Genomic DNA, 22,960 nt, shown 5'->3' with positions numbered 1-22,960 from the left:
TCTTAGATGTAAAAAAGTGATTCTACTCCATTAAAAATAGAATCACTAAATTTTTACTCTTAGAAACACAATACATGATTAACTACAAAAAGATTTACATATAATAGCCTATTTAGCAACAATGTTCACGATTTTGTTCGGAATCACAATTACCTTTTTGACTTCTTTACCAGTTAAAAACTTCTGAACATGCGGCAAAGCTAACGCATCTTTTTGTAAGGTTTCATTGTCTGTATCTTTAGCCGCCTCGAACTTGCCCCGCAATTTCCCATTAATCTGGACCATCATTTCAACCGTTGCCTCAATTAACTTAGAGGCATCATATTTTGGCCACTTAGCAAAAGTAACCGATTCATCATGACCAAAAATCTGCCAAATTTCTTCCATCATGTGCGGTGCTACTGGTGCAAGCAGGGTAATGAAGCCTTCCGCATATTCCCGCGGAATTGTTTTTGCCTTTTGGGCTGCATTCACAAAGACCATCAACTGCGAAATTGCGGTATTAAAGTGCAGTGCCTCAAAATCTTCCGTAACTTTCTTAACCGTTTCATTATAGACTTTATCCAATGTGCCATCATTTTCTGCTACGATATTTTCTTGCGGAATGGCCTTTAAATCAAGATCATTTACGAATAAACGCCATACCCGGTCCAAAAATTTCTTTGTTGAAGCCGGACCGTTATCATCCCAGTCAATCGATGCGTCCAGCGGGCCCATGAACATCTCATACATTCGAAGGCTGTCTGCACCATATTCCTCAATCACGTCATCCGGGTTAACGACGTTACCCTTGGACTTGGACATTTTTTCATGGTTCTTTAAAATCAGGCCTTGATTGTATAGACGCTGGAACGGTTCCTCGTTTGGAATCACACCTAAATCATACAAAACCATGTTCCAAAAGCGCGCATACAGCAAATGACGCACTGCGTGTTCCGCCCCGCCGATATAGAGATCAACAGGCAGCCATTTCTTAAGAAGGTCATAATCAGCCAATTTTTGGTCATTATGCGGATCAACATAACGGATAAAGTACCACGAAGAGCCAGCCCAATTTGGCATGGTATTGGTCTCACGCTTGCCTTTACGGCCGTTCTTATCAACAACGTTCACCCAGTCGGTCAGGTTAGCCAGCGGGCCCTCCGGCGTGCCAGATGGCTTAATATCAGTTTCATGCGGCAAAACAAGTGGCAGCTGGTCTTCCGGAACCAGTGTTGTTTCCCCATCTTCCCAATGGATGACAGGAATAGGTTCACCCCAGTAACGCTGCCGGCTAAAGTCCCAGTCACGCAGCTTGTAATTAACCTTCTTTTTACCGACATTATGTTCTTCCAGCCAGTCAACAATTTTTGTCTTAGCTTCCTCAATTTTCAACCCATTCAAAAATTCAGAATTAATGTGGACACCATCGCCGGTATAAGCTTCTTTTTCTATGTTGCCGCCTTTAACAACTGTCTTGATCGGCAAATTAAACTTTTTGGCAAATTCATAATCACGACTGTCATGAGCAGGTACCGCCATCACCGCACCAGTACCGTAACTCGCCAAAACATAATCAGAAATCCAAATCGGTATTTCTTCGCCATTTACCGGATTAATCGCATACGCACCAGTAAAGACACCGGTCTTATTTTTATTAAGATCTGTTCTTTCAAGATCGGATTTTGATTCAATTTCTTTTACATATGCATCCACTTCTGCTTTGCAGCCAGCAGCAGTAATTTCTCCAACTAGCTTATTTTCTGGTGCTAACACAGCGTAAGTGGCACCAAACAAAGTATCCGGCCGTGTCGTGAAGACATCAAAGGTTCTGTTTGAATTTTTAATTTTAAAAGTAACCTGTGCACCAACGGAACGACCGATCCAATTGCGCTGCATTTCCTTAATATTTTCCGGCCAGTCCAACTTATCAAGGCCAGCAAGCAAGCGGTCAGCATAAGCTGTCATCTTCAGCATCCACTGCTTCATATTGCGCCGATAAATTGGAAAACCGCCACGCTCGGTTTTGCCGTCGACAATATCTTCATTGGCCACAACCGTTCCTAAATCCGGTGACCAGTTAACCGGAACTTCAGCCTCGTATGCCAAGCCATTCTTGTACATTTGCTCAAAAGTCCACTGGGTCCACTTATAATATTCTGGATCACAGGTGGCAATTTCCCGATTCCAATCATAAGAAAAGCCCAGCTTGTGCAGTTGTTCCTTGAAATTGGCAATATTCTGCCTGGTAACGATAGCGGGATCCTGTCCTGTCTGCAGCGCATATTGCTCTGTCGGCAAACCAAAAGCATCCCAACCCATCGGATAAAGCACATTGTAACCCTGTGCCCGTTTCATTCGCGCTGTGATATCAGTCGCGGTGTAACCCTCTGGGTGCCCAACATGGAGGCCCTTACCAGATGGAAACGGGAACATATCCATCACGTAATAATTTTTCTTCTTGGGATCGTCCCCCGTCTTAAAAGTATCATGGTCTGCCCAATACTTCTGCCATTTCTTTTCAACAACTTTATGATTATACACAGCTTTTAGCTCCTTCATAAAAAAAGTCCTATGAAATCAATTCATAGGACGAACAATCGCGGTACCACCTAAGTTTCATGCTTATTCAGCATAACCCTTGCTGCCCCTTAACGCGGATGGCAATACGCACGGCAATATCTAGGCTCAGTTCACAGTTTGTTTTTTAGATTTTACACCAACCAATCCATCTCTGTACAAAAACTTAACTGCTATTAGTTCCTAACCTTTATTTTTTTATTGATATTGATTATAATTTACCACATATGCTAAAAAAAACAAGGGGAGAAAACTTTGATTAATACAAAACATCCACCAAAAGACGTGTTACCTATTACTTGTATTTTTACAATTATTTATGCTATATGGGCTACTTTAGTATCCTCTGGTAATCAATTTATTCATGATTTTGATAACACCGTCATTAATTTTATTTGTAACGATAAGCCGGAAAACATTAAATTTGCCACTACCTTTACCAACTTGGGTAACACGAGTGTCATTGTTATCGAGACCACTATTTTATTTATTATCCTAGTAGTTTTTCGGCAATATGCCTATGCCCTATTTACGGCAGGAACGATGATTGCCGCTAACGGCTATAATTGGATCATCAAGCACGTAATCGCCAGGCCAAGGCCCAGTGCCCACCATTTAGTTTCAGCAAGTGGTTACAGTTTTCCGTCGGGTCATTCAGTCGGCAGTGCCGCATTATTTGGAATCCTAATTGTTTTAACAATTTTATTAATAAAAAATCGCCTGCTTAAATCTATTCTGATTTTTTTATGGGTCTGCTTTCCGTTATTAATTGGCTACACGAGAATTTTTACTCATGTTCATTACCCATCGGACGTTGTAGGCGGCTTTCTTGAAGGGATCACATTCTTGTTGCTGGGCTATTCCTTCCTCTACCATTTTTATCTTAAAGAAAAAAGCGACAGATAAGTAAAAAATTCACATCCTTACCGATGTGAATTTTTTTATTCCTTAATTTGATGATCCTGGTAGATATGGTTAAGAACAAACGAAATGATAATAACTACAAGTGAAACAACATAAACACCCTTTAAAGCGCTAAATAACACCTGCCTAAGTTGTGGAATCAAGTTAGGTGCCAATTCCTTCGCTTTTTCGGCAGAGACAATTTTATTCATCATTCCTTCGTTTAACGACGGATGCTGAGCAAGGTGCCGGGCAACAACCGTATTAAAAGTGATGCCGTAAATTGAAACCATCATGGTTTGGCCCAAATACCTCATTAAAGTATTAAACGAAGTTGCCACCCCAATATTTTCTTTTTCTACAAGCACTTGCGAGCGCACCTGGGAAGCAGTAATCACCGAACCAAAGGAAAAGCCGTTCATCGCCGCAATCACACAAAATACCCAAAACGGTGTATGTAGCGGTACAAGCAGCAGCAATACATCGGCAACTGTCAGCAAAAGCAAAAAACCATCAAAAGACTTTTTAATTCCAAACCTATTTAATAATCCACCAATTGTAAATGAACCAACAACCCACATTACCGAGCTTGGAGTTACCGCAAAACCGGCGATTGAAGCATTGGTACCATTAATTCCTTGCATCCAAGTTGGAATATAAAATTCAAAACCAATCACCACTCCCGAAATGAACAGTGTAATTAAGTTAAGAGCTAGAAACTCCCGATCTTTTAACATTCCAAGCGGCATAATCGGATCAGTTGCTTTTGTTTCTGCCTTAAAAAATGCCACAGCTGCGGCAACAATTAACAACAGAAGTGCCAGTGTAACAAGCAAGCTGAGGCTGCCTAATTCCTGCATGAAAAACATCAGTGAAAGAAGAAGAACTATTAAATATGAGGTGCCCTTTATGTCCAACGAAGTTTTAGCATTTCTTTTTGGCTCTTTTAAAAAGAAAATAATCAATAAAAATGCAATAACTCCAATTGGCACATTAATATAGAAAACCCAGTGCCAAGAAAGATTCTGAACAATAAAGCCGCCAAGCAGCGGAGCAATAACTGAGGCAAAGCCCCAAAAACTAGAATTAAGCCCTAGCATCTTAGTTCTTTTATCCAATGTGTATAAATCAGCAATGATAGTTATTGCAACCGGTTGAATCGCACCGGATCCTAAACCTTGAATTACCCGGAAAAGGATTAATTCAATCATATTGTTTGCCTGCCCGCAAAGTGAAGAACCAATTACAAACAGGGCAATTCCGAATAAGAAAACCGGTTTTCTACCCATACTATCGGCTAATTTACCGTATAATGGCGTTGAAACGGCGGTCATAAATAAAAAAATTGATACAACCCAATTCATTATTTTTAGACCATTCAGATCCGAAACAATCGTCGGCATTGCCGTTGAGACAATCGTTCCTTCAATTGCGGTCATAAAAGTTGTCATAAAAATTGCCAGCATCACTACTGGCACTTTTGTCTTTTTCATCAATTACCTCATACTACTCATTTACATTTTTCACAAAGTCTTGCAATTCTTTAACTTTATCCGTCTTCTCCCATGGCAGGTCAATATCAGTTCTACCAAAGTGACCATATGCAGCTGTTTGTTCATAAATTGGTTTCTGTAAATTCAACATTTTAATGATTCCGGCTGGACGCAAATCAAAAATTTGCCGAATTGCAGCAGTCAAAACCTCATCGCTGACCTTTCCTGTACCAGATGTATCTACCATCACAGATACCGGGTGAGCAACCCCGATTGCGTATGCGAGTTGCACTTCACAGCGATATGCAAGACCCGCAGCAACAATATTTTTAGCAACATAACGCGCAGCATAACTGGCGCTCCGGTCAACCTTTGTCGGATCTTTTCCAGAAAAAGCGCCACCACCATGACGTGCATAACCGCCATAAGTGTCAACAATAATCTTACGTCCAGTTAAGCCAGAATCTCCTTTTGGCCCACCAATAACAAACCGACCAGACGGATTGATCAAAAAGCGTGTATTTTCATCTAAATATTTAGCTGGAATAACCTTTTTAATTACCTGATTAATCATTGCCTGACGAATTTCATTATTGGGCACTTGAGTATCGGTCTGCGTAGAAATTACAACCGTATCAACCCGTTTAGGTTTATTATTCTGATCGTATTCAACGGTAACCTGGGCTTTAGAATCCGGACGAAGCCATTCCAAAGTGCCATTTTTCCTTAATTCAGCTACCTTTCTCATCAAGCGATGTGCAAGTGAAATTGGCAGAGGCATTAATTCCGGTGTTTCCTTAATTGCAAAGCCAAACATCAATCCCTGATCACCAGCACCAATTTGATCTAATTTATCAGTCGAATTTTCTCTTGTTTCAAGCGAATGGTCTACACCTTCAGCGATATCAGATGATTGCTCATCAATATCAACTAGTACCGCACAATTATTACCATCAAACCCCAATTCTGGCTTATCATAACCAATTCGTAATACAGTTTTTCGAACCACATTTTGAATATCAACATACGCATTAGTAGAAATTTCGCCAAAAACATAAACTAAACCAGTAGTAACAATAGTTTCACACGCCACATGCGCTACTGGATCCTTTGCCAAAATAGCATCTAAAATAGCATCAGATATCTGATCAGCCACTTTATCCGGATGTCCTTCAGAAACAGATTCTGAAGTAAACAAACGCTTTTCCATAATAGTCCCCCTATAGACAATAGCCACTCGGTTACAAGGCATCTTCATTATTTCATGCTAAACCAAATTTAAGCAATAAAACTTGAATCCTCTCAGGACTTGAACCGATAAAATTATTCGTTCTACATTTTAAATATTAAAAAAGACTACCATTTCATCTGGTAGTCTCAGAACGATGGAGGATACAGGGCTCGAACCTGTGACCTCCTGCTTGTAAGGCAGATGCTCTCCCAGCTGAGCTAATCCTCCATAGTGACCCGTACGGGATTTGAACCCATGTTACCGCCGTGAAAGGGCGATGTCTTAACCACTTGACCAACGGGTCATGAGCTCTTGAATAAGCACATTTACTAGTATACTAAACAAATGATAAAAATCAAGAACTTTGGGATAATAAGCAGCAAATTTTTACTAATACCACTTTTAATGGAGGATACAGGGCTCGAACCTGTGACCTCCTGCTTGTAAGGCAGATGCTCTCCCAGCTGAGCTAATCCTCCATTAATGACTTAAAACTAAGTCAACGGAGTGTGAGGGATTTGAACCCTCGATACAGGATTAAACCCGTATACATGATTTCCAATCATGCTCCTTAAGCCGCTCGGACAACACTCCATTACTCCGGCTGTCAGACTCGAACTGACGACATCTTGATTAACAGTCAAGCGCTCTACCAACTGAGCTAAGCCGGATTATTAAAAAAGCACGGCAGCTTCCTACCCTCGCAGGCAGTCTCCCACCAACTACTCTCAGCGTTAAGAAGCTTAACTTCTGTGTTCGACATGGGAACAGGTGTTTCCTTCTTGCTTTTGCCACCGTACTTCTTCTCTGAGCTTTTACACTCAAAACTAAATATAATCCATCTTCTAATATCAACCTTCCAGATCGCTTCGCTTTTGGTCAAGTCCTCGACTGATTAGTACTAGTCCGCTCCAAACCTCACGGCTCTTCCACTCCTAGCCTATCTACCTCTTAGTCTTAGAGGTGTCTTACTACTTTACGTATGGGAAATCTCATCTTGAGGGGGGCTTCGCACTTAGATGCTTTCAGCGCTTATCCCGGCCATACTTAGCTACCCAGCTATGCCTTTGGCAAGACAACTGGTACACCAGCGGTATGTCCATCCCGGTCCTCTCGTACTAAGGACAGCTCCTCGCAAATTTCCTACGCCCACGACGGATAGGGACCGAACTGTCTCACGACGTTCTGAACCCAGCTCGCGTGCCGCTTTAATGGGCGAACAGCCCAACCCTTGGGACCTACTTCAGCCCCAGGATGCGACGAGCCGACATCGAGGTGCCAAACCTCCCCGTCGATGTGAACTCTTGGGGGAGATAAGCCTGTTATCCCCAGGGTAGCTTTTATCCGTTGAGTGATGCCCCTTCCATGCGGTAACACCAGATCACTAAGCCCGACTTTCGTCCCTGCTCGAGTTGTCTCTCTCGCAGTCAAGCTCCCTTATACCTTTACACTCTGTGAATGATTTCCAACCATTCTGAGGGAACCTTTGGGCGCCTCCGTTACATTTTAGGAGGCGACCGCCCCAGTCAAACTGCCCGTCTGACACTGTCCCCGACCGCGCTTAGCGGTCTAGGTTAGAGTAGCCATCAAACAAGGGTAGTATCCCAACATTGCCTCTGCTAAGACTAGCGTCCTAGCTTCTCTGGCTCCTACCTATCCTGTACATGTTTAACAGCTACCCAATATCAAATTGCAGTAAAGCTCCATGGGGTCTTTCCGTCCTGTCGCGGGTAACCCGCATCTTCACGGGTATTATAATTTCACCGAGTCTCTCGTTGAGACAGTGCCCAAATCATTACACCTTTCGTGCAGGTCGGAACTTACCCGACAAGGAATTTCGCTACCTTAGGACCGTTATAGTTACGGCCGCCGTTTACTGGGGCTTCAATTCGAACCTTCGACTTGCGTCTAAGCTCTCCTCTTAACCTTCCAGCACCGGGCAGGTGTCAGCACCTATACGTCGTCTTACGACTTTGCAGATACCTGTGTTTTTGATAAACAGTTGTTTGGGCCTATTCACTGCGGCTGATCTTGCGACCAGCACCCCTTCTCCCGAAGTTACGGGGTCATTTTGCCGAGTTCCTTAACGAGAGTTCTCTCGCTCACCTTAGTGTTCTCCACTCGACTACCTGTGTCGGTTTCTGGTACGGGTACGCTCTCTCTTGCTAGAAGCTTTTCTTGGCAGTGTGACTACAGAACCTTCGCTACTTTAATTTCGCTCCTCATCACAACTTGTGTTGTCTGTTAGCAAGCATTTCACTCACTTACGCACTTGTTGCTTAAACATGGTTTCCAGCACCATGCGTTCCTTGCCTCCTGCGTCCCTCCTTCGCTATTAACGATTAAACGCAGTACAGGAATTTCTACCTGTTATCCATCGGCTACGCCTTTCGGCCTCGTCTTAGGTCCCGACTTACCCTGGGCGGACGAGCCTGCCCCAGGAAACCTTAGTCTTTCGGCGGACAGGATTCTCACCTGTCTTGCGCTACTCATACCGGCATTCTCACTTCTAAACGCTCCAACTATCCTCTCGGTTAGCCTTCGCCGCATTTAGAACGCTCTCCTACCACGTACACTCTCGTGCACATCCACAGTTTCGGTACTATGCTTAGCCCCGGTAAATTTTCGGCGCAGCGTCACTCGACTAGTGAGCTATTACGCACTCTTTTAATGATGGCTGCTTCTAAGCCAACATCCTAGTTGTCTACGCAACTCCACATCCTTTTCCACTTAGCATAGATTTTGGGACCTTAACTGGTGATCTGGGCTGTTTCCCTTTCGACTACGGATCTTATCACTCGCAGTCTGACTCCTGTGTATACATATCTGGAATTCGCAGTTTATCTGAATTCAGTAACCCCTGACGGGCCCTTCGTCCAAACAGAGCTCTACCTCCATTATGCTCTTCCACAAGGCTAGCCCTAAAGCTATTTCGGAGAGAACCAGCTATCTCCAAGTTCGTTTGGAATTTCACCGCTATCCACAACTCATCCCCGCAATTTTTAACTTACGTGGGTTCGGTCCTCCAGTGAGTTTTACCTCACCTTCAACCTGGTCATGGATAGGTCACTTGGTTTCGGGTCTACATCAACTAACTTACTCGCCCTCTTCAGACTCGCTTTCGCTTCGGCTCCATCTTTTCTGACTTAACCTCGCTAATTAACATAACTCGCCGGTTCATTCTACAAAAGGCACGCCATCACCCTTTAATGGGCTCTGACTACTTGTAGGCACACGGTTTCAGGTTCTCTTTCACTCCCCTTCCGGGGTTCTTTTCACCTTTCCCTCACGGTACTGGTTCACTATCGGTCACAAACTAGTATTTAGCCTTACGGAATGGTCTCCGCTAATTCAACCGGAATTCCTCGTGTTCCGGCCTACTCAGGATCCTACTCGGCTTGCTTGCAATTTCGCTTACGGGGCTCTCACCCTCTCTGGCTTAGTTTCCCAACTAATTCTGCTATCACTCACAATACCTCTTTGTAGTCCTACAACCCCAAATGATAAATCATTTGGTTTGGGCTCTTTCCTCTTCGCTCGCCGCTACTAAGGAAATCGATTTTTCTTTCTCTTCCTGCAGCTACTTAGATGTTTCAGTTCACTGCGTCTCGCCTCATTAACCTATTTATTCAGTTAATGATAATACAATCTCTTGTACTGGGTTCCCCCATTCGGACATCTCCGGATCTCTGTTTACTTACAACTCCCCGAAGCATTTCGTCGTTAGTCACGTCCTTCTTCGCCTGCTTGTGCCTAGGCATTCACCGTGCGCCCTTCTTTACTTGACCTTATTACTTTAAGATCTTACTCTCTCGGTCGCTCTACAATCTGTTCTCTATCTTTATGATTGTCTCGGTTTTTATTATCTTTCTTGGATTATATTCAGTTTTCAATGTACTAACACTTTTTGAGGTATTACCCTCAAAACTAAACAATGTCTCGCTCCATGTGCTTCCGTTGACTGCTTCTTTAGTAGTTTGCCTACTCTTCCACTGTCTTCTTCCTTAGAAAGGAGGTGATCCAGCCGCAGGTTCTCCTACGGCTACCTTGTTACGACTTCACCTAATCATCTGTCCCACCTTAGGCGGCTGACTCCTTTACAGGTTATCTTACCGACTTTGGGTGTTACAGACTCTCATGGTGTGACGGGCGGTGTGTACAAGGCCCGGGAACGTATTCACCGCGGCGTGCTGATCCGCGATTACTAGCGATTCCAGCTTCATGCACTCGAGTTGCAGAGTGCAATCCGAACTGAGACTAGCTTTAAGAGATTCGCTTAACTTCACAGTCTCGCTCCTCGTTGTACTAGCCATTGTAGCACGTGTGTAGCCCAGGTCATAAGGGGCATGATGACTTGACGTCATCCCCACCTTCCTCCGGTTTGTCACCGGCAGTCTCATTAGAGTGCCCAACTTAATGCTGGCAACTAATAATAGGGGTTGCGCTCGTTGCGGGACTTAACCCAACATCTCACGACACGAGCTGACGACAGCCATGCACCACCTGTCTTCCTGTCCCCGAAGGGAACTACATATCTCTATGTATTGCAGGAGATGTCAAGACCTGGTAAGGTTCTTCGCGTTGCTTCGAATTAAACCACATGCTCCACCGCTTGTGCGGGCCCCCGTCAATTCCTTTGAGTTTTAACCTTGCGGTCGTACTCCCCAGGCGGAGTGCTTAATGCGTTAGCTGCAGCACTGAGAGGCGGAAACCTCCCAACACTTAGCACTCATCGTTTACGGCATGGACTACCAGGGTATCTAATCCTGTTCGCTACCCATGCTTTCGAACCTCAGCGTCAGTTACAGACCAGAGAGCCGCCTTCGCCACTGGTGTTCTTCCATATATCTACGCATTTCACCGCTACACATGGAGTTCCACTCTCCTCTTCTGCACTCAAGAAAAACAGTTTCCGATGCAATTCCCCGGTTAAGCCGGGGGCTTTCTGATTTGACTTATTCTTCCGCCTGCGTTCGCTTTACGCCCAATAAATCCGGACAACGCTTGCCACCTACGTATTACCGCGGCTGCTGGCACGTAGTTAGCCGTGACTTTCTGGTTGATTACCGTCAAATAAAGATTAGTTACCCTCTCTATCCTTCTTCACCAACAACAGAGCTTTACGATCCGAAAACCTTCTTCACTCACGCGGCGTTGCTCCATCAGACTTGCGTCCATTGTGGAAGATTCCCTACTGCTGCCTCCCGTAGGAGTTTGGGCCGTGTCTCAGTCCCAATGTGGCCGTTCAGTCTCTCAACTCGGCTATGCATCATTGCCTTGGTAAGCCGTTACCTTACCAACTAGCTAATGCACCGCGGGGCCATCCTTTAGCGACAGCTTTAATAGCCGCCTTTTAAACTTGAAGCATGCGCTTCTCGCTCTTATCCGGTATTAGCATCTGTTTCCAAATGGTATCCCAGTCTAGAGGGCAGGTTCCCCACGTGTTACTCACCCATCCGCCGCTCGCTTATTTTTCTTCCTACCCGAAAGTATTCCGTTAAATATGCTCGCTCGACTTGCATGTATTAGGCACGCCGCCAGCGTTCGTCCTGAGCCAGGATCAAACTCTCATTTTTATCTGTTTGTTTGAATGTTTGCTCATTCGTTTCTGAAATTGTTTATCTCAGATTTATTTGCTTGCGAAATTGACTTCGCTCTTTTGTTTGGGTTCTTTCACCCGCACATTTTGCGAAAACATTGTTCAGTTTTCAAGGTACTACCTGTTGCTTCCTCTTTCAAAAGCAGCTTATTTATATTAGCAAACTTTTGCTCTCTTTGTCAAGAACTTTTTTCGCTCGCTTGTCGCTTTCTTTTAAGCTCTTTTTGCTTACCTCCCGGCGACAGTTATTTATATTAGCAATTTATCCTCCCCTTGGCAAGTCTTTTTTATTCTTTTTTGAATTAAGCTGCTTATACATATCTATATAATTTATCTATCATTCTTTAAATACTCTTCAATTACTGGAAGAAACAAATTTATACATTGATATATATCTCTTATATCTTCTTTAAAATCATTCGCTACCCAATGAAAAATCACTGCGTACACGCCCTCGGCAACCAATTCGATTTTTCTGACTGAAAAGGGACCTTTAGGTCTCATATAACCTTCCAGCGAATTAGCGATTTCTTTTTTTAAGGTAGTATGAAACTCATTGGGATTCGTCACAATATTATAGATATTTATATAAAATTGCTTATTTTGATACATCTTAAGCAGAAGATCATAAACTAAACGATTAATTGGCTTATTACGAGGATTGCGTAGGGCTCTTTTTAGCTGAAGTACAAGAACAGATGTAAAAAGGCCCGCGGCATTTTTGTACTGCTTATAAAATACAGTTCTTGAAATGCCAGCTGTCTCACAAAAATCAATGATAAAATACTTGTTTATTTTCTTTGTACCTAAATCCTGCTTTAAAACTTTTTCAGATATTGAGAGTACCATCAATATTCTCCTCCTTATCGTATTTTAAAATTATATTTATATTAAGTAATATATCATACAAATATAAGAATTTCAATATAAAATTATACTTCAGTAAAAATAATCTATGCATATTAAAATTTTAATGTAAGCACAAAATAACTGGCCGTCTTCTGCTAATCTGTTAGTTTTGCGATAATTAGCTCAAGAAATAATTTTTGAGGTGATTTATTTTGGAAAATAAACGTGATTTCGTTGAAGTTAAGGTAACTATCCTCAAACCAAGATCATTACATCAACTAACTAAGGTTGGCTGTTAACTACTCCAGAATAAGCTGCGCTATATTCCGGCTAAGTTGGTCAAAGAAGAAATTTATACCGGCAGCTGCAGAACTGGCAACGCTTAGGCTGGCAGACTAGTAATGCAACTCTAGCCAATTGGGTAATTAATGGTGTTAAGCTTGTCAAACCAGTCTGTGATGCAATTCATAAGCATTTGCTGGCACAGCAATATCTTCAAGGTGATGAAACAACTGTCCAGGTCTTGCGTGAAGCAAAGCGCCCAGCCCAGTCCAAGTCATATGCTTGGGTGATGCGAACGGTTGAAAGAGCTAAGCAGGCAGCAGTTTATTATGCTTATAGCCCCACGCGTGCTAGTAGTTTTGCTCAAGAACTATATCAAGGATTCACTGGCGTTTTGCAGTGTGATGGTTATGCTGGTTACAATCAAGTTGCTAGCAAGGCACGGATTGGCTGCTGGGCTCATACTAGGCGAAAATTCTTTGATGCTTTAAAAACTGACGAGCAGGCTCAAGCGCCATTTGACATTATTCAGAAAATGTTCGCTAAAGAACGAATGTGGCAAGATTTGCCAGCGGCCGATCGTTTAGTGATGCGGCAAAAAAAATGAAACCATTACTAGCTGAATTTTGGAAATGTGTGTCAGAAATCAAGGTATTGCCTAAGTCACGTTTAGGTAAAGCCATTGCTTATGCAAATGGACAACAGGAATATTTAAACCATGTCTTAGATTATGGTGAAGTCGATCTAAGCAATAATACTTGTGAACAAGCAGTCAAGACTTTAGTGATTGACCGCAAGAATTTCCTTTTTAGTACAAATCCTAAAGGTGCGGAAGCGAATGCAATTTGGTTAACGCTAATTAAAAGTGCGACTGAAAATGGCATAGATATACTTGCATATCTATAGCTTTTATTAGAGGAGCTGCAAAAATTAGGAGCCTTTCTCCAAGAAGAAGCATTGAATACATATATGCCGTGGGAACAAAAGTCTGCAAGTCAAGAAAGAAAGAATCTTGACGCTTTTATGCTGCTATTTGTATGCCTTCAAATACATGTGGTTATTTTGTGCTTACACTTGACAGCAATTCAGGTTCTACAATTAATCCTGTTGACGAATACTCTATGGTATTATGTTAACAGGATATTTTTTGTACAAAAAAGAGGCCTTAGCCTCCACTTAAATTTCCTAATACCACTTAAAAAGATTGGAGCTTTGACTATGACCTCTCTCAATAATTCTATTAAATTTTTACTCGATATTAAAGACCCTAACATTATTTTTTCTGATTTTTATTTGGCTAAGGATCAATTAACCAAGATATTAGTGGCTAAACTGCTGTCTTCTTTAAAGCAATGCCCTAATTGCCATAGTTCGCTTGCTCCTTATGGCGGCTATATTTCTACTCTCAGCTATCCTTCTTATGATGCCTCTCGGCCTATTAAGATTAAGCTTTATAAGCAAAGAATGATTTGTAATAATTGCCAGCATACTTTCCAAGCAACTAGCTCTTTGGTTAATAAACATTGCTTTATTGCCAATCCTAGCAAGCAGAAAATTATTCAAGAATTAACCACTGATCGTTCAATGAAGGATATTGCCAAAGCTAACAATGTTTCTGACCATACTGTTTTGCGCGAACTCACCAAGTTCAAGCATCAGCCGCAAATGTGTGACTATGAATACTTATCAAAACACCTAGGAGTCGATGAATTTCGTGGAGTAAAAGGAGAATTGCACTTTATCTGTATTGATGGTGACAGTCACCGCATTATTAAAATCTTAGAAAGCCGGCGTAAAAAGGACATTAAAAATTATTTTATGAAATTTCCTTTGCTAGTTAGAAGACAAGTTAAGACCATTACCATGGATCTCAATGCTTATTATCAAGATCTTGCTCGGGTACTTTTTCCCAATGCGCAAATTATTATTGATCGCTTTCATCTCGTTCAGATGCTTAATCGTTCCTTTAACCAGCTGCGAGTCCAAACCATGAAACAGTATGAACATAGCGACAGCCATTACAAACTGCTCAAGTATTACTGGAAGTTTTATTTAAAGCCGGTAGCTGATTTAAAAGGCGATAAACTCAAGTACTATCACCATCTCAAAAGGATGTCTAATCAAGCTTTTATCGTAGATGAGGGACTTGATTGTTCGTCCAAGCTGAGAAACACCTATAATTTCCTGCAAGGCTTTAGTAAAGCATTGAGAACAAAGAATGTGGGACGAATGTTGGAATTACTAGACTGCCAAGAAGATTTAGGTACACAAATGAAGATTACGTTTAAAAGTTTTAAGTGTCGTTTTCATTTGCCCACCCACGTCAGCTCGACTTTTTAGCAGCTTGGCCATTTGTTTAGAATCATGTTCGGTAAGCGACTGTCTTAGGGTCTGCATTAAATCGTAAGCAGCCCGTAATTTGGGACTTGCATCCAACCCTTCCTCAACGATTTGCTCTTGCGTCATGCAATCTCTTAGGTGCTTGTAATACTTGACCCTTTTAACTTCCAGCTTGTTGTAGGGTGTTAGATATGACTTCCAGTAGTATTTGAGCAAGATGTAACGGCGGTCACGATGATCAAACCGTTTCATAGTTTGGACGCGCAATTGGTTGAAGGAACGATTAAGCATTTGAACGATATGGAAACGGTCAATGATGACTTGGGCGTTAGGGAAAAGCGCATGGGCAATATCTTGATAATAGGCATTGAGATCCATAGTAACAGTTTTGACTTTACTTCTGACGATTAGGGGAAATTTTTCAAAGAAAGCCATAATATCTTTTTTTAAGCGCGTGGGCAAAATTTTGATGATCTGATGGGAGTCGCCATCAACGCAGATAAAGTGCAATTGGCGGTTGACACCGCGGAATTCGTCAACCCCAATATGTTCTGGCAAGTAATCATAGTCATCAACCTGAGGCTGCTTTTTAAACTTAATTAGTGTCCGTAACACGGTATTAGAAGAAACATTGTCAGAGCAGGCAATGTCTTTCATGGAACGATCAACAGTTAAGTCATTAATGACCTTTTGCTTAACAGGATTGGCAATAAAGCAATGCTTATTAATTAGCGGGCTGGTGGCCATAAAAGAGCGGTGACAAGTTCGACAATACAAGCGCTGCTTATGCAATTCGATTTGAATCGGCTTAGAAGCATCAAAAGCAAGATAGTGAATGTGAGAAAGGCAGTGGCCGTTATGGACTAAAGGGTCATGACAATTGGGACAAGAAGTTATAGGCAATATAAGTTCAGCGATGAGAACCTTGGTAACATGATCCTTAGCAAGATAAAAGCCAGAAAAAACAAGGTTATTATCTTTAATATCAAGCAAAAGTTTAGTAGAATAATCATCAAGAGAAGACATAACAAAGCTCCTTAAAAAACATAATGGTAGAGCGTTAATGGATAATTGAGGGAAGACAGTTTTGAATGTCTTCTTTTTTGCTTTTAAACAGCAATAAATCCTATTAATAAGATACCATAAGGTACTCATCAACAGGATTTATTCTACAACCATTTAAAATCAAATATTATTTTTCATCAACAGCACTTGACGGAGAGCCGCAATTCAGCACCCATTTAGTCCAAATTTAGTCCTACAAAGCAAAAGAACGTTGATAAATCAACGTTCTTTTATACTATATAACGGAGACTGAGAGATTCGAACTCTCGCATCAGAATAACCCGATCTACACCCTTAGCAAGGGCGCCTCTTCAGCCACTTGAGTAAGTCTCCAATGGGCCTAAATGGACTTGAACCATCGACCTCACGCTTATCAGGCGTGCGCTCTAACCAGCTGAGCTATAGGCCCATTAAAGCGGGTAACGAGAATCGGACTCGCGACTAAAGCTTGGAAGGCTTTCGTTTTACCACTAAACCATACCCGCAATTATATTATTAAAATCAATGGCGCGGGACGGAATCGAACCGCCGACACAAGGAGCTTCAATCCTTTGCTCTACCGACTGAGCTACCGAGCCATCTTACGGTCCATATCAGATTTGAACTGATGATCTTCTCCGTGACAGGGAGACGAGATAAACCACTGCTCCAATGGACCAATTGCGGGAGCTGGATTTGAACCAACGACCTTCGGGTTATGAGCCCGACGAGCTACCAGACTGCTCCATCCCGCGATAACATAAATGGACCTTGTAGGACTCGAACCTACGACAGGACGGTTATGAGCCGTCTGCTCTAACCAACTGAGCTAAAGGTCCACGCTCTAGCAAATAGCGGCGGGGGGGATCGAACCCTCGACCTCCCGGGTATGAACCGGACGCTCTAGCCAGCTGAGCTACACCGCCAAAATAAGTAATCAAATGATTACAATCGGGAAGACAGGATTCGAACCTGCGACCCCCTGGTCCCAAACCAGGTGCTCTACCAAACTGAGCCACTTCCCGCTTAATGCGCCCTGAAGGATTTGAACCTTCAACCTTCTGATTCGTAGTCAGACACTCTATCCAGTTGCGCTAAGGGCGCATCATTAATGCCGAGGACCGGAGTCGAACCGGTACGGTTGAAACCAACCGCGGGATTTTAAGTCCCGTGCGTCTGCCAATTCCGCCACCCCGGCAAGTAATGAAAGCGGAAGACGGGATTCGAACCCGCGACCCCCACCATGGCAAGGTGATGTTCTACCACTGAACTACTTCCGCAAAATATAAATGCCGATTATACGACTTGAACGTACGACCCCCTGTTTACAAGACAGATGCTCTACCAACTGAGCTAAATCGGCATAATGTAAAATATGGTAATAAATAAAATTGACGAATACGGGTGATGGGACTTGAACCCATACGTCCGAAAACACTAGAACCTAAATCTAGCGCGTCTGCCAATTCCGCCACACCCGCATAATGGGGCCATGAGTCGTGACGGGCTTGAACCGTCGACCCTCTGATTAAAAGTCAGATGCTCTACCGACTGAGCTAACGACTCGATATATGGAGGATACAGGGCTCGAACCTGTGACCTCCTGCTTGTAAGGCAGATGCTCTCCCAGCTGAGCTAATCCTCCATTTGCACGGCAGCTTCCTACCCTCGCAGGCAGTCTCCCACCAACTACTCTCAGCGTTAAGAAGCTTAACTTCTGTGTTCGACATGGGAACAGGTGTTTCCTTCTTGCTTTTGCCACCGTACTTCTTCTCTGAGCTTTTACACTCAAAACTAAATATAATCCATCTTCTAATATCAACCTTCCAGATCGCTTCGCTTTTGGTCAAGTCCTCGACTGATTAGTACTAGTCCGCTCCAAACCTCACGGCTCTTCCACTCCTAGCCTATCTACCTCTTAGTCTTAGAGGTGTCTTACTACTTTACGTATGGGAAATCTCATCTTGAGGGGGGCTTCGCACTTAGATGCTTTCAGCGCTTATCCCGGCCATACTTAGCTACCCAGCTATGCCTTTGGCAAGACAACTGGTACACCAGCGGTATGTCCATCCCGGTCCTCTCGTACTAAGGACAGCTCCTCGCAAATTTCCTACGCCCACGACGGATAGGGACCGAACTGTCTCACGACGTTCTGAACCCAGCTCGCGTGCCGCTTTAATGGGCGAACAGCCCAACCCTTGGGACCTACTTCAGCCCCAGGATGCGACGAGCCGACATCGAGGTGCCAAACCTCCCCGTCGATGTGAACTCTTGGGGGAGATAAGCCTGTTATCCCCAGGGTAGCTTTTATCCGTTGAGTGATGCCCCTTCCATGCGGTAACACCAGATCACTAAGCCCGACTTTCGTCCCTGCTCGAGTTGTCTCTCTCGCAGTCAAGCTCCCTTATACCTTTACACTCTGTGAATGATTTCCAACCATTCTGAGGGAACCTTTGGGCGCCTCCGTTACATTTTAGGAGGCGACCGCCCCAGTCAAACTGCCCGTCTGACACTGTCCCCGACCGCGCTTAGCGGTCTAGGTTAGAGTAGCCATCAAACAAGGGTAGTATCCCAACATTGCCTCTGCTAAGACTAGCGTCCTAGCTTCTCTGGCTCCTACCTATCCTGTACATGTTTAACAGCTACCCAATATCAAATTGCAGTAAAGCTCCATGGGGTCTTTCCGTCCTGTCGCGGGTAACCCGCATCTTCACGGGTATTATAATTTCACCGAGTCTCTCGTTGAGACAGTGCCCAAATCATTACACCTTTCGTGCAGGTCGGAACTTACCCGACAAGGAATTTCGCTACCTTAGGACCGTTATAGTTACGGCCGCCGTTTACTGGGGCTTCAATTCGAACCTTCGACTTGCGTCTAAGCTCTCCTCTTAACCTTCCAGCACCGGGCAGGTGTCAGCACCTATACGTCGTCTTACGACTTTGCAGATACCTGTGTTTTTGATAAACAGTTGTTTGGGCCTATTCACTGCGGCTGATCTTGCGACCAGCACCCCTTCTCCCGAAGTTACGGGGTCATTTTGCCGAGTTCCTTAACGAGAGTTCTCTCGCTCACCTTAGTGTTCTCCACTCGACTACCTGTGTCGGTTTCTGGTACGGGTACGCTCTCTCTTGCTAGAAGCTTTTCTTGGCAGTGTGACTACAGAACCTTCGCTACTTTAATTTCGCTCCTCATCACAACTTGTGTTGTCTGTTAGCAAGCATTTCACTCACTTACGCACTTGTTGCTTAAACATGGTTTCCAGCACCATGCGTTCCTTGCCTCCTGCGTCCCTCCTTCGCTATTAACGATTAAACGCAGTACAGGAATTTCTACCTGTTATCCATCGGCTACGCCTTTCGGCCTCGTCTTAGGTCCCGACTTACCCTGGGCGGACGAGCCTGCCCCAGGAAACCTTAGTCTTTCGGCGGACAGGATTCTCACCTGTCTTGCGCTACTCATACCGGCATTCTCACTTCTAAACGCTCCAACTATCCTCTCGGTTAGCCTTCGCCGCATTTAGAACGCTCTCCTACCACGTACACTCTCGTGCACATCCACAGTTTCGGTACTATGCTTAGCCCCGGTAAATTTTCGGCGCAGCGTCACTCGACTAGTGAGCTATTACGCACTCTTTTAATGATGGCTGCTTCTAAGCCAACATCCTAGTTGTCTACGCAACTCCACATCCTTTTCCACTTAGCATAGATTTTGGGACCTTAACTGGTGATCTGGGCTGTTTCCCTTTCGACTACGGATCTTATCACTCGCAGTCTGACTCCTGTGTATACATATCTGGAATTCGCAGTTTATCTGAATTCAGTAACCCCTGACGGGCCCTTCGTCCAAACAGAGCTCTACCTCCATTATGCTCTTCCACAAGGCTAGCCCTAAAGCTATTTCGGAGAGAACCAGCTATCTCCAAGTTCGTTTGGAATTTCACCGCTATCCACAACTCATCCCCGCAATTTTTAACTTACGTGGGTTCGGTCCTCCAGTGAGTTTTACCTCACCTTCAACCTGGTCATGGATAGGTCACTTGGTTTCGGGTCTACATCAACTAACTTACTCGCCCTCTTCAGACTCGCTTTCGCTTCGGCTCCATCTTTTCTGACTTAACCTCGCTAATTAACATAACTCGCCGGTTCATTCTACAAAAGGCACGCCATCACCCTTTAATGGGCTCTGACTACTTGTAGGCACACGGTTTCAGGTTCTCTTTCACTCCCCTTCCGGGGTTCTTTTCACCTTTCCCTCACGGTACTGGTTCACTATCGGTCACAAACTAGTATTTAGCCTTACGGAATGGTCTCCGCTAATTCAACCGGAATTCCTCGTGTTCCGGCCTACTCAGGATCCTACTCGGCTTGCTTGCAATTTCGCTTACGGGGCTCTCACCCTCTCTGGCTTAGTTTCCCAACTAATTCTGCTATCACTCACAATACCTCTTTGTAGTCCTACAACCCCAAATGATAAATCATTTGGTTTGGGCTCTTTCCTCTTCGCTCGCCGCTACTAAGGAAATCGATTTTTCTTTCTCTTCCTGCAGCTACTTAGATGTTTCAGTTCACTGCGTCTCGCCTCATTAACCTATTTATTCAGTTAATGATAATACAATCTCTTGTACTGGGTTCCCCCATTCGGACATCTCCGGATCTCTGTTTACTTACAACTCCCCGAAGCATTTCGTCGTTAGTCACGTCCTTCTTCGCCTGCTTGTGCCTAGGCATTCACCGTGCGCCCTTCTTTACTTGACCTTATTACTTTAAGATCTTACTCTCTCGGTCGCTCTACAATCTGTTCTCTATCTTTATGATTGTCTCGGTTTTTATTATCTTTCTTGGATTATATTCAGTTTTCAATGTACTAACACTTTTTGAGGTATTACCCTCAAAACTAAACAATGTCTCGCTCCATGTGCTTCCGTTGACTGCTTCTTTAGTAGTTTGCCTACTCTTCCACTGTCTTCTTCCTTAGAAAGGAGGTGATCCAGCCGCAGGTTCTCCTACGGCTACCTTGTTACGACTTCACCTAATCATCTGTCCCACCTTAGGCGGCTGACTCCTTTACAGGTTATCTTACCGACTTTGGGTGTTACAGACTCTCATGGTGTGACGGGCGGTGTGTACAAGGCCCGGGAACGTATTCACCGCGGCGTGCTGATCCGCGATTACTAGCGATTCCAGCTTCATGCACTCGAGTTGCAGAGTGCAATCCGAACTGAGACTAGCTTTAAGAGATTCGCTTAACTTCACAGTCTCGCTCCTCGTTGTACTAGCCATTGTAGCACGTGTGTAGCCCAGGTCATAAGGGGCATGATGACTTGACGTCATCCCCACCTTCCTCCGGTTTGTCACCGGCAGTCTCATTAGAGTGCCCAACTTAATGCTGGCAACTAATAATAGGGGTTGCGCTCGTTGCGGGACTTAACCCAACATCTCACGACACGAGCTGACGACAGCCATGCACCACCTGTCTTCCTGTCCCCGAAGGGAACTACATATCTCTATGTATTGCAGGAGATGTCAAGACCTGGTAAGGTTCTTCGCGTTGCTTCGAATTAAACCACATGCTCCACCGCTTGTGCGGGCCCCCGTCAATTCCTTTGAGTTTTAACCTTGCGGTCGTACTCCCCAGGCGGAGTGCTTAATGCGTTAGCTGCAGCACTGAGAGGCGGAAACCTCCCAACACTTAGCACTCATCGTTTACGGCATGGACTACCAGGGTATCTAATCCTGTTCGCTACCCATGCTTTCGAACCTCAGCGTCAGTTACAGACCAGAGAGCCGCCTTCGCCACTGGTGTTCTTCCATATATCTACGCATTTCACCGCTACACATGGAGTTCCACTCTCCTCTTCTGCACTCAAGAAAAACAGTTTCCGATGCAATTCCCCGGTTAAGCCGGGGCTTTCACATTTGACTTATTCTTCCGCCTGCGTTCGCTTTACGCCCAATAAATCCGGACAACGCTTGCCACCTACGTATTACCGCGGCTGCTGGCACGTAGTTAGCCGTGACTTTCTGGTTGATTACCGTCAAATAAAGATTAGTTACCCTCTCTATCCTTCTTCACCAACAACAGAGCTTTACGATCCGAAAACCTTCTTCACTCACGCGGCGTTGCTCCATCAGACTTGCGTCCATTGTGGAAGATTCCCTACTGCTGCCTCCCGTAGGAGTTTGGGCCGTGTCTCAGTCCCAATGTGGCCGTTCAGTCTCTCAACTCGGCTATGCATCATTGCCTTGGTAAGCCGTTACCTTACCAACTAGCTAATGCACCGCGGGGCCATCCTTTAGCGACAGCTTTAATAGCCGCCTTTTAAACTTGAAGCATGCGCTTCTCGCTCTTATCCGGTATTAGCATCTGTTTCCAAATGGTATCCCAGTCTAGAGGGCAGGTTCCCCACGTGTTACTCACCCATCCGCCGCTCGCTTATTTTTCTTCCTACCCGAAAGTATTCCGTTAAATATGCTCGCTCGACTTGCATGTATTAGGCACGCCGCCAGCGTTCGTCCTGAGCCAGGATCAAACTCTCATTTTTATCTGTTTGTTTGAATGTTTGCTCATTCGTTTCTGAAATTGTTTATCTCAGATTTATTTGCTTGCGAAATTGACTTCGCTCTTTTGTTTGGGTTCTTTCACCCGCACATTTTGCGAAA

General features: G+C 44.1%; 7 protein-coding genes, 21 tRNA genes, 6 rRNA genes, 1 pseudogene and 1 riboswitch. Of the genes and pseudogenes, 3 read left to right on the top strand and 32 right to left on the bottom strand.

Going from position 1 to position 22,960, the window contains the following annotated elements; translation table 11 throughout:
- Positions 1-108 precede the first annotated feature (108 nt).
- Positions 109-2,541 carry a leucine--tRNA ligase gene (gene leuS, locus PT285_RS03595; protein ID WP_277147862.1) on the bottom strand — a complete coding sequence of 811 codons (2,433 nt, stop codon included), beginning with the start codon at positions 2,539-2,541 and terminating at the stop codon, positions 109-111.
- Positions 2,542-2,814: 273 nt separating this feature from the next.
- On the opposite strand from leuS, the gene PT285_RS03590 reads away from it, so the two are divergent.
- Positions 2,815-3,465, top strand: a complete 651-nt coding sequence (locus tag PT285_RS03590) for a phosphatase PAP2 family protein (RefSeq protein WP_277147860.1) — start codon at positions 2,815-2,817, stop codon at positions 3,463-3,465.
- A 35-nt stretch (positions 3,466-3,500) separates the two neighbouring features.
- Here the strand turns inward: PT285_RS03590 and PT285_RS03585 are convergent, their stop codons facing one another.
- From PT285_RS03585 to PT285_RS03535, 11 genes are all read right to left on the bottom strand, one after another.
- A complete protein-coding gene (locus tag PT285_RS03585; protein WP_277147858.1) occupies positions 3,501-4,955 on the bottom strand; it encodes an MDR family MFS transporter in 1,455 nt (484 codons plus the stop codon).
- Between the two features lie 13 nt (positions 4,956-4,968).
- A complete protein-coding gene (metK, locus tag PT285_RS03580; protein ID WP_277147856.1) occupies positions 4,969-6,165 on the bottom strand; it encodes a methionine adenosyltransferase in 1,197 nt (398 codons plus the stop codon).
- A riboswitch (SMK box riboswitch) is annotated at positions 6,163-6,275 on the bottom strand. It overlaps the preceding gene by 3 nt.
- Positions 6,276-6,341: 66 nt before the next feature.
- Positions 6,342-6,414, bottom strand: a tRNA-Val gene (locus PT285_RS03575).
- A 4-nt stretch (positions 6,415-6,418) separates the two neighbouring features.
- A tRNA-Glu gene (locus PT285_RS03570) sits at positions 6,419-6,490 on the bottom strand.
- A gap of 102 nt (positions 6,491-6,592) precedes the next feature.
- Positions 6,593-6,665, bottom strand: a tRNA-Val gene (locus tag PT285_RS03565).
- A 24-nt stretch (positions 6,666-6,689) separates the two neighbouring features.
- Positions 6,690-6,780, bottom strand: a tRNA-Ser gene (locus PT285_RS03560).
- 4 nt (positions 6,781-6,784) lie between these two features.
- Positions 6,785-6,857, bottom strand: a tRNA-Asn gene (locus PT285_RS03555).
- Positions 6,858-6,868: 11 nt separating this feature from the next.
- Positions 6,869-6,985: ribosomal RNA gene (rrf, locus tag PT285_RS03550) — 5S ribosomal RNA — on the bottom strand.
- Positions 6,986-7,061: 76 nt separating this feature from the next.
- Positions 7,062-9,974: ribosomal RNA gene (locus PT285_RS03545) — 23S ribosomal RNA — on the bottom strand.
- A gap of 220 nt (positions 9,975-10,194) precedes the next feature.
- Positions 10,195-11,762 (bottom strand): 16S ribosomal RNA (locus PT285_RS03540).
- The 16S, 23S and 5S rRNA genes sit together here with 5 tRNA genes alongside, the layout of an rRNA operon.
- Before the next feature lie 353 nt (positions 11,763-12,115).
- Entirely contained in the window at positions 12,116-12,634 is a 519-nt protein-coding gene (locus tag PT285_RS03535; protein ID WP_277147854.1) for a TetR-like C-terminal domain-containing protein, read from the bottom strand.
- A 364-nt stretch (positions 12,635-12,998) separates the two neighbouring features.
- Here PT285_RS03535 and PT285_RS11430 point away from each other — a divergent pair.
- Positions 12,999-13,822, top strand: a pseudogene (locus tag PT285_RS11430) (IS66 family transposase).
- A gap of 312 nt (positions 13,823-14,134) precedes the next feature.
- Positions 14,135-15,256, top strand: coding sequence for an ISL3 family transposase (locus PT285_RS03520; protein ID WP_277147850.1), 1,122 nt, complete (start codon positions 14,135-14,137; stop codon positions 15,254-15,256).
- Here the strand turns inward: PT285_RS03520 and PT285_RS03515 are convergent.
- The 20 genes from PT285_RS03515 to PT285_RS03420 form a co-directional block, all read right to left on the bottom strand.
- Positions 15,176-16,282: an ISL3 family transposase gene (locus PT285_RS03515; protein WP_277147848.1), complete on the bottom strand. Its 1,107-nt coding sequence runs from the start codon at positions 16,280-16,282 to the stop codon at positions 15,176-15,178. The genes PT285_RS03520 and PT285_RS03515 overlap by 81 nt on opposite strands.
- A gap of 282 nt (positions 16,283-16,564) precedes the next feature.
- Positions 16,565-16,654 (bottom strand) — tRNA-Ser (locus PT285_RS03510).
- A gap of 2 nt (positions 16,655-16,656) precedes the next feature.
- A tRNA-Ile gene (locus tag PT285_RS03505) sits at positions 16,657-16,730 on the bottom strand.
- Between the two features lie 5 nt (positions 16,731-16,735).
- Positions 16,736-16,806, bottom strand: a tRNA-Gly gene (locus PT285_RS03500).
- A gap of 20 nt (positions 16,807-16,826) precedes the next feature.
- Positions 16,827-16,899, bottom strand: a tRNA-Phe gene (locus PT285_RS03495).
- A 6-nt stretch (positions 16,900-16,905) separates the two neighbouring features.
- A tRNA-Asp gene (locus PT285_RS03490) sits at positions 16,906-16,979 on the bottom strand.
- 2 nt (positions 16,980-16,981) lie between these two features.
- Positions 16,982-17,055 (bottom strand) — tRNA-Met (locus PT285_RS03485).
- A gap of 10 nt (positions 17,056-17,065) precedes the next feature.
- A tRNA-Ile gene (locus PT285_RS03480) sits at positions 17,066-17,139 on the bottom strand.
- Positions 17,140-17,152: 13 nt separating this feature from the next.
- Positions 17,153-17,226 (bottom strand) — tRNA-Met (locus tag PT285_RS03475).
- A gap of 25 nt (positions 17,227-17,251) precedes the next feature.
- Positions 17,252-17,325, bottom strand: a tRNA-Pro gene (locus tag PT285_RS03470).
- A 5-nt stretch (positions 17,326-17,330) separates the two neighbouring features.
- Positions 17,331-17,404, bottom strand: a tRNA-Arg gene (locus tag PT285_RS03465).
- Between the two features lie 8 nt (positions 17,405-17,412).
- Positions 17,413-17,498 (bottom strand) — tRNA-Leu (locus tag PT285_RS03460).
- 10 nt (positions 17,499-17,508) lie between these two features.
- Positions 17,509-17,580, bottom strand: a tRNA-Gly gene (locus PT285_RS03455).
- Positions 17,581-17,590: 10 nt separating this feature from the next.
- A tRNA-Thr gene (locus tag PT285_RS03450) sits at positions 17,591-17,663 on the bottom strand.
- A 36-nt stretch (positions 17,664-17,699) separates the two neighbouring features.
- Positions 17,700-17,781, bottom strand: a tRNA-Leu gene (locus PT285_RS03445).
- A gap of 12 nt (positions 17,782-17,793) precedes the next feature.
- A tRNA-Lys gene (locus PT285_RS03440) sits at positions 17,794-17,866 on the bottom strand.
- A gap of 6 nt (positions 17,867-17,872) precedes the next feature.
- Positions 17,873-17,945, bottom strand: a tRNA-Val gene (locus tag PT285_RS03435).
- 4 nt (positions 17,946-17,949) lie between these two features.
- Positions 17,950-18,066: ribosomal RNA gene (rrf, locus tag PT285_RS03430) — 5S ribosomal RNA — on the bottom strand.
- 76 nt (positions 18,067-18,142) lie between these two features.
- A 23S ribosomal RNA gene (locus PT285_RS03425) occupies positions 18,143-21,055 on the bottom strand.
- A gap of 220 nt (positions 21,056-21,275) precedes the next feature.
- Positions 21,276-22,842, bottom strand: a 16S ribosomal RNA gene (locus tag PT285_RS03420).
- Between the last annotated feature and the right edge of the window lie 118 nt (positions 22,843-22,960).

This window comes from Lactobacillus sp. ESL0791 (assembly GCF_029433255.1).
GTDB lineage: Bacteria > Bacillota > Bacilli > Lactobacillales > Lactobacillaceae > Lactobacillus.
Note: the sequence above shows the minus strand (reverse complement) of the source record. Positions and strands in the feature narration are given on the sequence as shown.